This is a genomic window from Plantactinospora sp. WMMB334, from assembly GCF_049179095.1.
GTDB lineage: Bacteria > Actinomycetota > Actinomycetes > Mycobacteriales > Micromonosporaceae > Plantactinospora.
Genome location: NZ_JBMHME010000002.1, coordinates 2,055,336 through 2,068,506, shown reverse-complemented (window position 1 = coordinate 2,068,506; position 13,171 = coordinate 2,055,336). Strand labels below are relative to the sequence as shown.

General features: G+C 74.7%; 12 protein-coding genes. All 12 read right to left on the bottom strand.

Annotated elements, in window-relative coordinates; all coding sequences use genetic code 11:
* Positions 1–3: 3 nt before the first annotated feature.
* Entirely contained in the window at positions 4–1,725 is a 1,722-nt protein-coding gene (locus ACN27G_RS08870; protein ID WP_421492290.1) for an acyl-CoA dehydrogenase, read from the bottom strand.
* The gene (locus tag ACN27G_RS08865) at positions 1,722–3,548 is read right to left on the bottom strand and encodes an acyl-CoA dehydrogenase family protein (RefSeq protein ID WP_421492289.1); all 1,827 of its coding nucleotides are present in this window, start codon (positions 3,546–3,548) and stop codon (positions 1,722–1,724) included. The genes ACN27G_RS08870 and ACN27G_RS08865 overlap by 4 nt, the downstream gene beginning before the upstream one ends.
* A 5-nt stretch (positions 3,549–3,553) precedes the next feature.
* On the bottom strand, positions 3,554–5,344 hold the full coding sequence (locus ACN27G_RS08860; protein ID WP_421492288.1) for a fatty acyl-AMP ligase: 1,791 nt from the start codon (positions 5,342–5,344) through the stop codon (positions 3,554–3,556).
* Between the two features lie 144 nt (positions 5,345–5,488).
* Positions 5,489–6,205, bottom strand: coding sequence for a 2-hydroxychromene-2-carboxylate isomerase (locus ACN27G_RS08855; protein ID WP_421492287.1), 717 nt, complete (start codon positions 6,203–6,205; stop codon positions 5,489–5,491).
* 34 nt (positions 6,206–6,239) lie between these two features.
* Positions 6,240–6,986, bottom strand: coding sequence for a 3-oxoacyl-[acyl-carrier-protein] reductase (fabG, locus tag ACN27G_RS08850; RefSeq protein ID WP_421492286.1), 747 nt, complete (start codon positions 6,984–6,986; stop codon positions 6,240–6,242).
* A gap of 8 nt (positions 6,987–6,994) precedes the next feature.
* Positions 6,995–7,519 carry a 3-hydroxyacyl-ACP dehydratase FabZ family protein gene (locus ACN27G_RS08845; protein WP_421492285.1) on the bottom strand — a complete coding sequence of 175 codons (525 nt, stop codon included), beginning with the start codon at positions 7,517–7,519 and terminating at the stop codon, positions 6,995–6,997.
* A complete protein-coding gene (locus tag ACN27G_RS08840; RefSeq protein ID WP_421492284.1) occupies positions 7,519–7,902 on the bottom strand; it encodes a 3-hydroxyacyl-ACP dehydratase FabZ family protein in 384 nt (127 codons plus the stop codon). The genes ACN27G_RS08845 and ACN27G_RS08840 overlap by 1 nt, the downstream gene beginning before the upstream one ends.
* Positions 7,899–8,162 carry an acyl carrier protein gene (locus tag ACN27G_RS08835; RefSeq protein WP_421492283.1) on the bottom strand — a complete coding sequence of 88 codons (264 nt, stop codon included), beginning with the start codon at positions 8,160–8,162 and terminating at the stop codon, positions 7,899–7,901. The genes ACN27G_RS08840 and ACN27G_RS08835 overlap by 4 nt, the downstream gene beginning before the upstream one ends.
* A complete protein-coding gene (locus ACN27G_RS08830) occupies positions 8,155–9,567 on the bottom strand; it encodes an acetyl-CoA carboxylase biotin carboxylase subunit (RefSeq protein ID WP_421492282.1) in 1,413 nt (470 codons plus the stop codon). The genes ACN27G_RS08835 and ACN27G_RS08830 overlap by 8 nt, the downstream gene beginning before the upstream one ends.
* A gap of 10 nt (positions 9,568–9,577) precedes the next feature.
* Positions 9,578–10,156, bottom strand: coding sequence for an acetyl-CoA carboxylase biotin carboxyl carrier protein (locus tag ACN27G_RS08825; RefSeq protein WP_421492281.1), 579 nt, complete (start codon positions 10,154–10,156; stop codon positions 9,578–9,580).
* The gene (accD, locus tag ACN27G_RS08820; RefSeq protein WP_421492280.1) at positions 10,149–12,008 is read right to left on the bottom strand and encodes an acetyl-CoA carboxylase, carboxyltransferase subunit beta; all 1,860 of its coding nucleotides are present in this window, start codon (positions 12,006–12,008) and stop codon (positions 10,149–10,151) included. The genes ACN27G_RS08825 and accD overlap by 8 nt, the downstream gene beginning before the upstream one ends.
* A 3-nt stretch (positions 12,009–12,011) precedes the next feature.
* Positions 12,012–13,169: a beta-ketoacyl synthase N-terminal-like domain-containing protein gene (locus tag ACN27G_RS08815; protein ID WP_421492279.1), complete on the bottom strand. Its 1,158-nt coding sequence runs from the start codon at positions 13,167–13,169 to the stop codon at positions 12,012–12,014.
* Positions 13,170–13,171: the final 2 nt, after the last annotated feature.

Below are 13,171 nucleotides of genomic sequence, written 5' to 3'. Positions count from 1 at the left end.
TCGTCAGCCGGCGAGACGCCGGTCGACGAGATCGAAGCTCCGGCGCTGCTCGTGCCGGGTCAGCAGCTCGGTGAAGAGGTGGTCGCGCGCCCCGTCCGGTGCCGTACCCGGGTGCAGCCCCAGCCGCCCGGCCAGCCGGGCGAGCGCGGCGAGGAGCCACCGGGCGTCCCCCAGGAACGGGTCGTCCCGGTGGTGGTGCCACACCCCGAGGCAGGCGGCGGCGGCCAGCACGGTCGCGTACCGGTCGGTCAGGTCGAAGCTGCGTCGGCCGGCGACCACCGTGCGGTCCCGGGGCGGCAGGTCGGCGCAGACCTCGGCGAGCCGGCCCAGCTCCGCGGCGAGCAGCCCGCAGAGCCCGGCGACCGCCGGGTCGGCCCCCGGCCGGGTGCCGTACTCCCGCAGCGTGCCGGCGAGGTTGTCCACGCCCCGGGCGGAGAGCCCGAGGCCGCCGAAGTCCAGCGGCGGCAGTGGGTCGGAGAGCCGGAAGAGCGCCGGTGGAGCGGGGGGTGAGCAGCGCCAGCCCTGCCGGGCCAGCCGGGGCAGCTGCGGGATGATCGTCGCCTGGCAGACCGCCGCGCTGGCGTGGGTGAGCGTCGCGGCGAGCAGGTCGCGAAGGTTCTTCTGGAAGATCCCGTACGGCCCGTCCCGCAGATAGGAACGGGCACCGAGGACGACCGCCAGCCGGTGCGCCGCCTCCTGCAACAGCTTCGGCACCAGGTATTTGGCCGCAGCGCTGTACACACTGGTCTGGTCGGGGAGCACGTGCAGGGCCCGGGCGGCGACGGTGGCCAGGCAGTCGGCGATCAGCAGGTCCAGGAAGCCGTCGACCAGGGTGGTCCGGGCGTGCGGCAGCTCGGCGACGGGCAACCCGTAGAGCCGGCGGTCGAGGGCGAACCGGAGCACCGTACGCAGTTGGGTGTCGACGATCCCGACCGCCATCCCCGGCAGCACACTCCGGGTCACCTGGAACGCCCGCAGCACCGTCTCCATCGCGCCGCCGAGCTCCCCGACGACCGCGTCGGCCGGCACCGGGCAGTCGGTGAACTCCAGCCCGCCGAGCAGCACCCCGCGCACACCGGCGGTGCGGTGGCGCCGCAGGTGGCGACGGTGCTCCGGCGGCAGCGCGGCCATCTCCAGCAGCAGGTGCGAATGGCTGCGGCTGCCCGGCCGGTCGTCGGTGCGGGCGAAGAGCGTGACCGCGTCCGCCCTGGCCAGGTTGCCGACCATCTCCTTGCGGCCGGTGACCAGGAAGCGTCCCCCGGCGCGCCGGGCGCGCAACTCGGCCCGGCCGAAGTCGGTGCCGTGGGCCAGCTCGTTGTAGCCGGCCGCGGCCTTACCGTGCCGCAGCAGCAGCTCCGCCATCCAGCGGCGCTGCTCGACCGTGCCGTCGGTCCAGACCGGGGTGGCGGCGATGAAGGTGGTGACCCCGTAGCCGACGCCGAGGGTGGTGTCCCGGCGGAACACCGCGCGCAGCACCCGGGCCAGCCGGTCGGCCCGGTCGAACCGGCCGCCGAGGGCCCGGGGCACGAACTCGGCGTTCAGCCCGTAGGCGTCGAGCGCCCGCTCGCCCTCGGCGAGCAGCTCGCCGCGCTCGTCGGCGGCGAGCACCGCCGGGAAGCCCAGCGGGTTCGCCGGGTCGTGCGGATCACCGAGGTAGGTCTCCAGGTCCGGCTCGGGCAGCCCGGCCGGAACCGTCCCGGGTGCGGCAGCGGCGTCGACGGTCATCGGACCCCCTCGAAGGTCTGCGAGCGGGTCGGGGCGGCGGCCGGTCCGGCGACCGCCTCGGCGAGCCGGGCCGGAAGTAGGGAGAAGAGCAGGCCGTCCCGGTGCTGTGCCCGCAGGTCCGGCAGGAGCCGGTCGTACTCCTCGCCGTCGCCGGTGTCGCCCCCGCCGCCGTGGCCGGTCGGACCGTCACCGGTCGAGGACGCCTGGAGCTGGCCGAGCAGCCGGTGCAGGCAGGCGCGCAACCAGCGGGCGTCCGCCCAGAGCGGCGCGGTCGGGCCGTCGGCGAGCCAGTGCCGGTTGCGCAACCACAGCTGCAGGCAGGCGGCCGCGGCAAAGGCGAGCGCGTACTCCCCGGCCAGCTCGAACGCCTCCGCCGGCACCCGCCGGGGCGACGGCCGGTACGCGGCCATCCGCTCGTGTACGCCGTCGACCAGCCCGGCCAGCGTCCCGGCCTGCCGGGCGAGGGCCGTCGGGGCGATGCCGGCGTCGCCCAGCTCCCGCACCTCGGCGACGGCGGCCGGCAGCTGCTGCACCACGCTGCATCCCGTCCGGGAGAGCAGGGCGAGCCTGTCACGGTCGAAGTCGGGCAGCGGCCGGGCCAGCTCGACCGTTGCGGCGAGCCCCGGGTCGACCACGCCCCGCCGGTAGCCCCGGACCAGCCCCGGAAACTGGTTCACCAGGCTGTTGAGGTTGACCAGGGTGTTGCCGTCGAAGATTCCGACGATCCGGTGGTCCCGCTCGATCTTCTGGAAGAGCCCGTCGGCGTGGTCGGAGGTGAGCAGGGCGCGGGCCCCGAGCACCTGCCCCAGCCGAGGAATGCTCCGGTCCATCATGGTCGGCACCAGGTATTTGGCGACCGCCGAGGTGACGCTCAGCTCGCCGGGCGTGGCATGGATGCCGCGCGCGGTCAGCACGCTGACGGCCTCGCCGATCAGCAGGTCGACGTACGCCTCGGTGAGGGTGCGGTTGGCGTGCGGCAGCTCGACCAGCGGCCGGTCGTAGAGGCGGTGCCCGGTGGCGAAGTCGAGGACCAGCCGGAGCGCCTGGTCGGCCAGGCCGAGCGACATCGCCGCGCACATGGTGCGGGTGAGCTGCACGCTCTTCAGCACGATCTCCGGGCCGGCGCCGGCCGGGCCGAGCAGCGCCTCGGCCGGCACCTGCGCACCGTGGAAGGCGATGCCGCTGATGTCCGCCCCGCGTACCCCGTGGGTCCGCTCCTTCGGCAGGCAGCGGAAGGTGCCGGGGGCGAGCCGCCGCTTGTCGACCATCAGCAGGCTGAAGCCCCGGGTGCCGCCGGCCGGCCCGGTCCGGGCCAGGACGCAGAGCAGGTCCCCCCGGCTGGCGTTGTTGATCAGCCACTTCTCGCCGTCGACCCGGTAGCCGTCCCCGGCCGGCACCGCCGAGACCTCACCGGCGAGCAGGTCGCTGCCGTGCTCCCGCTCGGTCAGCGCCAGCGAGATGACGCTGCCGGCGAGCACCTCGGCACCGATCCGGCGGGCCTGCTCCGGGGTACCGCCCACCCAGGCGGAGACCGCACCGAGGTAGGTCTTGCCGTGTCCGATCGCGACGGTGAGGTCGCGGCGGGCCAGGATCCGCACGGCGTGCAGCAACTCCTCGTAGCTGCGCAGCTCGCCGCCGAACTCTACCGGCACGTACCACCGGGGCAGCCCGAGCCGGTCCAGCTCGGCGCAGACCCCGGCCGGGAACTCCTCCCGGGCGTCCAGCGCCACGCAGCGGGCGAACGAGGCGGGCCGGTCCGGGTCGCGCGGGTCGCCGAGGCCGTGGTCGAGGTGTTCGGCGAGGGCGAAGGCCGGGTAGCGCATCCCGGTCACCCCCGCCCGGCCGGCACCGGCGCACCGGCACGCTCGGGCCGGTAGCGCCGGCGGACCTCCGGGTCGAGTTCCTCGTACGTCGCGTCGAGCACGCCGGAGACGAAGAGTTCCCGCATCATGGTCCGCTGGATCTTCCCGCTGGTGGTCCGCCGCACCTGGCCGACCCGGACGAAGACGACGTTCGCCACCCGCAGCCCGAGGATCCGGCTCAGCGCCGTCCGGACCGCGCCGGCCAGCCCGGCGATCTCGGCGGCGTCCCGCCCCCGGCTGCGGAGTTCCTGGACGACCACGATCTCCTCCCGGGGCGCCGGCACCGAGAAGACCGCACAGGGCAGCCCGGCGAACGCCGCCGAGACCTCCCGCACCTCGCGCTCCACGTCGTGCGGGTAGAGGTTGCGGCCGTGCACGATCATCATTTCCTTGATCCGGCCGGTGACGTAGAGCTCGCCGTCGTCGAAGACGCCGAGGTCGCCGGTGCGGAGGAAGCCGCCCTCGCCGTCCGCGCCCACCGCGCCGAACGCCCGCCGGGTCGCCACCGGGTCGCCCCAGTAGCCCCGGGTCACGCTGCCGCCCCGGATCCACACCTCGCCGACCCGCCCGTCCGGCACCCGGCTCCCGGTGCCGGGGTCGACGATCCGTACGTCGAGCCCGTTCACCCGGCCGCTGCCGACCAGGGCCAGCCCGCCGGGGCTGCCGGGTGGCAGCGGGGTGAAGGCGTCCCGGGCCAGGGCGTCCGGATCGACGTACGCGGTGACGGGCCCACCGGACGGGCGGGCACCGGTGACGCAGAGGGTCGCCTCGGCCAGCCCGTACGTCGGCAGGAACGACTCGTGGCGGAAGCCGGCCGGGGCGAACCGGGCGGCGAAGCGCTCCAGGGTGGCCGGGTCGACCGGTTCGGCGCCATTGCAGGCGTACCGCCACCGGGAGAGGTCCAGCCCGGCGACCTGCTCGTCGGTGAGCAGCCGGGCGCAGAGGTCGTACGCGAAGTTCGGCGCGCAGGCCACCTCGGCGCCGTACCTGTCGATCGCCGCCAGCCACAGGTGCGGGCGCTTGAGGAAGTCGTTGGGGCGGATCAGCACGGCGGTGCTGCCGAGCAGCAGCGGCGCGATCAGCATCGCGATCAGGCCCATGTCGTGATAGAGCGGCAGCCAGCTGCAGAACCGGGTCCGGTCGGTCCAGCCGAGCGTGCGGTGCACCGAGCCGATGTTGTGCAGCACGTTGCCGTGGGTGACCATCACGCCCTTGGGGTCGCTTGTCGAGCCGGAGGTGTACTGCAGGAACGCGATGTCGTCGGGCCGGACCGGATACGGCCGCCAGTCCCGGGCGTCGTCCTGCACCGCCCCGGGTCCGGTGATGTCGGTCGCCGCCAGGGCCAACTGGTCGAGTCCCTCCTGGAGCATCCAGTCGGCGACCACCCCCAGGTTCTCCGGGTCGGTCAGCACCGCCGTCACGTCCGCGTTCCGGGCGATCGCGCTGGTCCGGTCGGCGTGGTGCCGGTAGTTCGCCGGCAACGGCACCGGCACCGGCACCGCGCCCGCGTAGAGACAGCCGAGAAAGCCGGCCACGAACTCCAGCCCGGTCGGATAGAGCAGCAGCACCCGGTCACCCGGCCGGCAGCGGTGGCCCAGCCAGGCCGCGGTCGACCGGGCCGCCCGGTCGAGCTCGGCGTAGGTCAGGCACGACTCGGTGAACCGCTCCCCCGCGGCACGGCAGAAGACCACGGCCTGCCGCTCCGGCGATCCGGCCACATGCTGCCGGACCGCCTCGACGATGCTTCCCTCGGACACGTCTACTTCCCCGGCCTTCCGCGCCATCGGCGTTTTCCGTGCCAGACCGTACGGTCGGCGTCTCTATTCGGGCTATATCGACGGCTCCGCGCCACGCGGCCGCTCGACGCAGCCGGCTCAACGCGGCCGCTCAGCCGCGGCCGCTCAGCCGCAGCCGCCGGCGTGGCCCTCGTCGGTCCGCCCCGCCGCGGGCGCAAGGAAGGGCCCCCGCTTATCGTTTTCTGTTGTAGAGGGGGCCCTTCCTAACCGGTCTGCCACCGAGGCGGCGAAGGCGGCCAGCCGGTCCACTCCCCAGAAACGTTCGAAGCCGTGCACGAAGAAGGGCACCCCGAAGACGCCGTCGCGGTAGATGTCGAGCAGTGCGGCGACGCCCTGGCGGCGTACCTCGGGATCGTCGGCCGCCCCGGAGACCTCGGCCGGGTCGAGCCCGAGCTCGGCGGCGATCCCGGCGACCGTCGCCCGGTCACAGATGTCCCGCCCCTCCTGCCACCGGGCCCGGTACGCCCGCTCCACGTACGCCGGCCCGGCGCCGTGCCGCCGCGCCACCAGGTAGCCCAGGTGCGGAATCTCCCAGACCGGATCCCGGTCGACCGGCCAGGTGACCGAGAGCCCGCGCTGCGCGCCGAGCCGCCGCACGTCGGCGAGGACGTAGAGGTGCTTGGCCCGGGACATCGGGGTGTAGACGAACTCGCCGCCGGCCTCGGCGAGCAGCTTGCCGCTCAGCTCGTCCGGCTCCCAGAACGGCACCCACTCCAGCTCGGCCGCCAGCTCCGGGTACCGCTCGTGCAGGTCCCGGTGGGCGAGCCAGGAGTACGGGCTGCGCAGGCTGAAGTAGAACCGTGGGGTGCGGCGCACCGCCATGGCGGACTCCTCGGGTGTGTTGGGGCGCGGCCGGCTAGAGCGCGATCCCGCCGTCGACGTGGAAGACCTGGCCGGTGACGTAGGAGGCCCGGTCGGAGGCGAGGAAGCCGACCAGCTCGGCGGTCTCCTCCGGCCGGCCGAACCGGCCCAGCGGGATCCGGTCCAGCATCTGGCTGGTGACCGAGGCCGGCAGCCCGGAGGTCATGTCGGTCTCGACGAAGCCCGGCGCCACCACGTTGGCCCGGATGCCGTACCGGCCCATCTCCTTGGCCAGCGCCTTGGTGAAGCCGATGATCCCGGCCTTGGAGGCGGAGTAGTTGGTCTGGCCGGCGTTCCCGGCCACCCCGGCGACGGAGGAGAGGGTCACCACCGCCCCGCGCCGCCGCTTCATCATGGCGAAGACGGCGGAGCGGCACACCGTGTACGTCCCGTCCAGGTTGGTCCGCAGCACGCCGTGCCACTCGTCCTCGCTCATCAGCACCAGCGGCCGGTCCCGGGTCACCCCGGCGACCGTGACCACCGCCTCGATCGGGCCGAGCTCGTCCTCGGTGGCGGCGACGAAGTCGCGCACCTGGGCCAGCTCCACCACGTCGACCTGCCGGCAGAGCACCCGGGCGCCGGCGGCCCGGGCAGCCTTGGCGGAGAGCTCCGCCGCCTCGGCGTTGGCCTGGTAGCAGAAGGCCACGTCGTAGCCGTCGGCGGCGAGCCGGGCCACCACGGCCCGGCCGATCCCCCGGGACCCGCCACTGACCAGCGCGACGCGTCGTCCGTTCTCGGTCATTTCGCTCCTCATCCCGCAACCGGGGCCGGTTCGGCCGGACGCAGCGCACTCACCGGGCGCTGGGTCTCGACGAACTGCCCGACCCGCATCACCGTCCGGTCACCGACCACGGTCTCGCCCTCGAGGATCACCGTGTCACCGACGACCTTGACCAGCCGGACCCGGTGCTCCAGGAGGTCACCGGGATAGACCGGAGCGCCGAAGCTGACGTTGTTGATCGCCCCGGCCAGCCCGACCATCCCGACCAGCACGTCGGGGTTGGGCTTCTCCCAGGTGGCGAGGAGGACCCCCGCCTGCGCCCAGGACTCGACGATCAGGGTCGCCGGGTACGCGTAGTCGCGGTCACCGGCACCGTCACCGAGCCGCTGGAAGCACGCCTCGGTGCAGCTCACCGCCTTCACCGCGGTCAGCCGCTCCCCCGGCACCAGCTCGACCACCCGGTCGAGCAGCAGGATCGGGTACCGGTGCGGCACCACCCGCCTGATCTCGGCCACTCCGAACGTCATTCTTCCCCCGAGCGGTACCGCGGACATCACTCCTCCTCCGGGCGGTAGCGCAGCCGCAGCTCGGCGGCGCGCCCCCGCTCGCCGTGCATGGTGGCGGCGCAGCGCAGCTCCGGGCCGGCCCACTGCATCGCCACCTCGATCCGCAGCGGGTCGCCGGGGGCGACCGGGCTGAGGAAGCGGCACCGGTCCAGCGCGGCCAGCTCCGGCCGGTAGCCGGCGCCGCGCAGTGCGGCCCGGACGGTCTGGCCGACCAGTTCGACCAGGTAGACCCCGGGCAGCAGCGGGAAGCCCGGGAAGTGGCCGGCGAAGACGGGATCGCCGGGATCCACCGTGGCGGTCGCGACCGCCGAGGTCGGGCCGGCCTCGACCAGCTCGACCAGCTCGGTCAGGGGTGCGCAGCGCAGCGTCACGACCCGGCCCGCAGCTTGCCGTCGAGGAGCTCGTAGGTGCTGTCCAGCGTGCTGACCGCGACCAGCTCGCTCTCCTCCATCTTCACGCCGTACCGCTTCTCCAGCCGGACGGTGATCTCCAGGGCCATCAGGGAGTCCACCTCCAGGTCGTTGACGAAGTGCGCGTCGTCGGTGACCTCGGCCAGGTCGACGTCGATGGTGTCGGCGATGAGCTGCCGCAGGTCTTCCTTGTCGAGCGTCGTGGTGATCTGGTCAGACATGGCTTTCCGTCCTCTCGGTGTGCATCTCGTGGTCTGTGACGGCGCCGGCACCGCCGGCGATCGGCTCGGCGAGTACGGACTCGACGACGCCGAACTGGTAGTCACCGGCGCGGAAGCCGGGGTGGCGCAGCAGCCGGCGGTGGAAGTCCACGTTCGTGGTCACCCCCGCCGACCGGTACTCGGCCAGCGCCCGGTCCAGCCGGCGCAGCGCCTCCTCCCGGGTCGCGCCGTGCGTGACGACCTTGGCCAGCAGCGAGTCGTAGAACGGCGGTACGACGTAGCCGTCGTAGAGGTGGCTGTCCACCCGTACGCCGGGACCGGCCGGCATCCGCAGCCCGTGCACCCGGCCGGTCGAGCCGGCCCAGTCCCGGTCGACGTCCTCGGCGTTGATCCGCGCCTCGATCGCGTGCCCGTCGAACCGGACGTCGGACTGGGTCAGGCCCAGCCGTTCCCCGTCGGCGATCCGGATCATCCAGGCGACGATGTCGAGCCCGGTGCGTACCTCGGTGATCGGATGCTCGACCTGGAGCCGGGTGTTCATCTCCATGAAGTACGCCGCACCGTCCGGGGCGACCAGGAACTCGAAGGTGCCGGCGCTGACGTAGCCGATGTCCCGGGCCCCGGCCACCGCCGCCGCGCAGAGCCGCTCCCGCAGCTCGGGGTCGAGGGCCGGGGACGGGGACTCCTCGACCAGCTTCTGGTGCCGGCGTTGGACCGAGCAGTCCCGCTCGCCGAGGTGCAGCACGGTGCCGTGCCCGTCGGCCAGCACCTGCACCTCGATGTGCCGGGCCGATGGCAGGTAGCGCTCCAGGTAGACGCGGTCGTCACCGAAGATGGTCCGGGCGGCGGCGCGGGTCGTCTCGTACGCCGACGGCAGCTCCTCGGCCCGGTGCACCACGGCGATGCCCCGGCCGCCACCGCCGGCCACCGACTTGACGATCAGCGGGAAGCCGATCCCGCCGGCCGCGGCCACCGCCTCGCCGAGGGAGTCGACGGTGCCGTCCGAACCGGGCAGCACCGGCACCCCGGCGGCGCGCATCGCCGACCGGGCCGCCACCTTGTCGCCCATCAGCGCGATGTGCTCGGCGGCCGGGCCGACGAAGGTGAGCCCGACGCCCCGGCAGGAGGCGGCGAAGACCGGGTCCTCGGAGAGGAAGCCGCAGCCCGGATGCACCGCGTCGGCGCCGGACTTGGCGGCGGCGTAGAGGATCGCCGGGATGTTGGTGTAGCTGCGGGCGACCGGACCGGGTCCGATCTGGACGGCCTGGTCGGCGAGCTGCACCGCCAGGCTCTCCCGGTCGGCGGAGGAATGGACCAGTACCGTCTCCAGGCCGAGGTCGCGGCAGGCGCGGAGGATCCGGACGGCGATCTCGCCCCGGTTGCAGATGAGTACCCGGTCGACCATCTCCGGCACCTCAGCCCGGCTCGATGCTGAGCAGCGGCTGCTCGTACTCGACGACCTCGCCGTCGGTGGCGTGCACGGCCCGGACGATCCCGCCCCGGTCGGTGACGACCGGGTTCATCATCTTCATCGCCTCCACGATCGCGACCTGGTCGCCGGCCTCGACCCGCTGGCCGACCTCGGCGAAGGGCGGCTGGTCCGGGCCGGGGCAGCGGTAGAAGACCCCCATCAGCGGCGCGGTCACCGCCACGGTGCCGCCCGGCGGAGCGGCGACGCCCGCAACTGGCACCGCCTCGGCGGAAACGGCGGTATCGGGAGCCCGCGCCCCGGAGGTGGCGGTGCCGGTGACGGCCGGAGCCTCCCCGGCGGGGCCCGGATCGGCCCGCTCGACCTCGATCAGGACGTCGGCCACGGTCAGCCGGACCCGCCGGATCGCCGGATCGCGGACCAGTTCCGCCACCTCGGCCGCGGCCCGGACCGCCGTGCGCAGCGCGGCGTCGGTGACCACCGGCGCGTCAACCCGGTCGACGGCCGGCGGCAGGGTGCCGTTTGGCGCCCGAACGGCGGCCGGCTCGCGGACGTGCTCAGACATGCGCGCCTTCCTTCCATGGCTCCGTCGCCGGCCGCCCGGCCGAGCCGGCACCCACCCCGGCCGGGCCGACACCCGACCCCGCCGTGGCGGCACCCGGTGTGGCGTCGCCACCGTCCGGGGCCAGCACGCCGTGGCCGCGCAGCCGGCGGTAGCGGGCGGCGAGCAGCTCCTCGACCGGGATCCCGGCGAGCTGGCGCAGCGACCGGGCCACCGCGTGCGCGACGATCCCGGCGGCCCGCTCCGGGTCACCCGGCGGCTCCGGCAGGATCTCGTCGACCACGCCGAGCCGGCCGAGATCCTCGGCGCGCAGCCGCAGCGCGCGGGCCGCCGCCGGGGCCTGCCCGGCGTCGCCGAAGAGGATCGCGGCACAGCCCTCCGGACTGATCACCGAGAAGACGCCGTTCTCCTGGATCAGCAACCGGTCCGCCACGGCCAGCGCGAGCGCGCCACCGCTGCCGCCCTCGCCGGTGATCACCGCGACCACCGGGGTCCGCAGCCCCGCCGCCAGGGCGAGGGTCTCGGCGATCGCCCCGCTCTGGTTGCCCTCCTCCGCCGCCAGCCCCGGGTACGCCCCCGGGGTGTCCACCAGGGTCACCACCGGTACGCCCCAGCGCTGCGCCAGCTCGAAGAGCCGCATCACCTTGCGGTAGCCGGCCGGGTGCGGCATGCCGAAGTTGTTCGCCACGTTCTCCCGGGTGTCCCGCCCCTTGGCGTGCCCGACCACCACCACCGGTGCCCCGGCCAGCCGGGCCAGCCCGCCGACGATCGCGGAGTCGTCCCGCTCCCAGCGGTCGCCGTGCAGCTCGACGAAGTCGCCGAAGATCCGTTCGATGTGCTGCCGCACCGTCGGCCGGTCGGTTGCCCGGGCCCGACCCACCGCCGTCCAGGCGTCCGCCGACCCCGCCGACCCCGCCGACCCCGCCGGCCGCGCCGGCCGCACGTCGTGCCCGGAGCCGCGCGACCGCGGCCCGGCACCGCCGGGCAGGTGCCCGACCGGATCCCCGACCGGCTGCCCGGGGGCGCCGCCGGCACCGGCCGCGACGCAGAACCCGACGAGCCGGCTCAGCACGCCGCGCAGCTCCGCCCGGCGTACCACCATGTCGACGTGGCCGTGCTCGTGCAGGAAGCGGGCGGTCTGGAAGCCCGCCGGCAGCGGCTGCCGGATCGTCTGCTCGATCACCCTCGGACCGGCGAAGCCGGCCCGGGTCCCCTCCTCGGCGACGATCACGTCACCGAGGCTGGCGAAGGAGGCCGCCACCCCGCCGTAGACCGGGTCGGTGAGGACGCTGAGGTACGGCACCCCGGCGTCCCGGAGCAGCCGGACAGCGGCGGCGGTCTTCGCCATCTGCAGCAGGGAGAGCACTCCCTCCTGCATCCGGGCGCCGCCGGAGGCGCTGACCGCGACCAGCGGCACCCCGTGGTCGAGGGCGGTCTCGGCGGCCCGGGCGACCTTCTCGCCGACCACCGAGCCCATGCTGCCGCCGAGGAACGCGAAGTCGAGTACGACCAGGACGACGCGGTGCCCGCCGATCGTCGCCAGCCCCAGTACCGCGCCGTCGGCCCGGCCGGTCCTGGCCCGCGCCCGGGCCAGCCGTTGCGGGTACGGCATCCGGTCGGTGAACTCCAGCGGATCGGCGGCGGCGAGGTCGGCGTCGTGCTCGACGAAGCTGTCCGGGTCGACCAGCAGCGCGATCCGCTCGTCGGCGGGGAGCGGCAGGTGGTGACCGCATTCGGGGCAGGTGTGCAGGGCCCGGGCCAGCCGGTCCCGGTGCAGCAGCGCGGCGCAGCGCGGACACGGCCGCCAGACGCCGTCCGGCAGCCCGTTGATGAGGTCCAGTGTGGAGGCGGTCACCGCTCAGCCCACCGTCCCGAGCAGGGTGCAGCCGACCTGGCCGTCCCGGTCCACCCCGGTCACCAGGGCGACGCCGCCGGGACGGCCCTGGCGCTCGGCCCCAGCGGACGCACCGGACGGGGCGGCGAGTTCGGCGAGGGCGGCGGCGAGTTGGAACGCCGACGACGCCGCGCTGGTGTCGCCGAGCAGGGCCCGGCAGCGCACCCGGGCCGGCCGGCCCGGGCCGAGCACGTCGGCCAGGGCGGCCTCCTCCTGCGCGCCGAGTTCACCACCACTGTCGGAGGCGGCCAGCACTGTCACGTCGGCCGGGCGCAGGCCGGCCGCGGCGAGCGCCTCGCCGACGCAGCGGGCCAGTGTGGGCCGCACCGCCGCCGGGTCGGCGAAGGCGGCGAACCGGGAACCCCGGACCGCCGCCAGCGGCCGGCGCTGCTGCCGGATCGCGTTCGCCCGCGACTCGAGCAGGAAGATCGCGCACCCCTCGCCGAGCGGTCCCGCCTGCCCGGCCCCCGGGTCGGCGCCGTCACCGGACCGGGCGTGCCACTCCAGCCAGCCGCGCTGCACCGAGTACTCCTCGACCGCGCCGCAGAGGATCGTGTCCCCGTGGCCGCAGCGGTGCAGCCGTACGGCGTAGTTCAGCGCCAGCAGGCCGGTCAGCGCACCGCCCGCGATGGTGGTGTTCGGGCCCTTCAGCCCGTACCAGATCGCGCTCTGCCCGGCGGCCCGGTTCATCACCGTGTTCGGGAAGCGGGCCGGGTCGACGTGGAACGGCTTCGCCCCGGTCAGCGACTCCCGGGTGAAGTCCATGATGCTCTGCACGCTGCCGGAGCCGGTGCCGAGCACCAGGCCGAGCCGCTCCGGCTCGCCGAGCCGCTCCCGCCCGTACGCGTCCAGCAGCATCCCGACGGTGGCGATGGCGATCCCGGTGGCCCGGTCCATCGACCTGGTGCCCTTCTTGCCGAGCACCCCGGCGAGGTCGAAGCCGGGGATCAGTCCGGCCCGGTCGTACGGTCCGGGCCAGGCCGCCCGGTCCAGCGGGGTGACCGCGCCGGTGCCGGCCCGCAGGCCAGCGGTGAACCGGTCGGCGCCGAGCCCGAACGCGGACGCGGCCGACCAGCCGGAGAGCACCAGTTCGTCCGCTACGACGGTGGTGGTGACGGTCATCT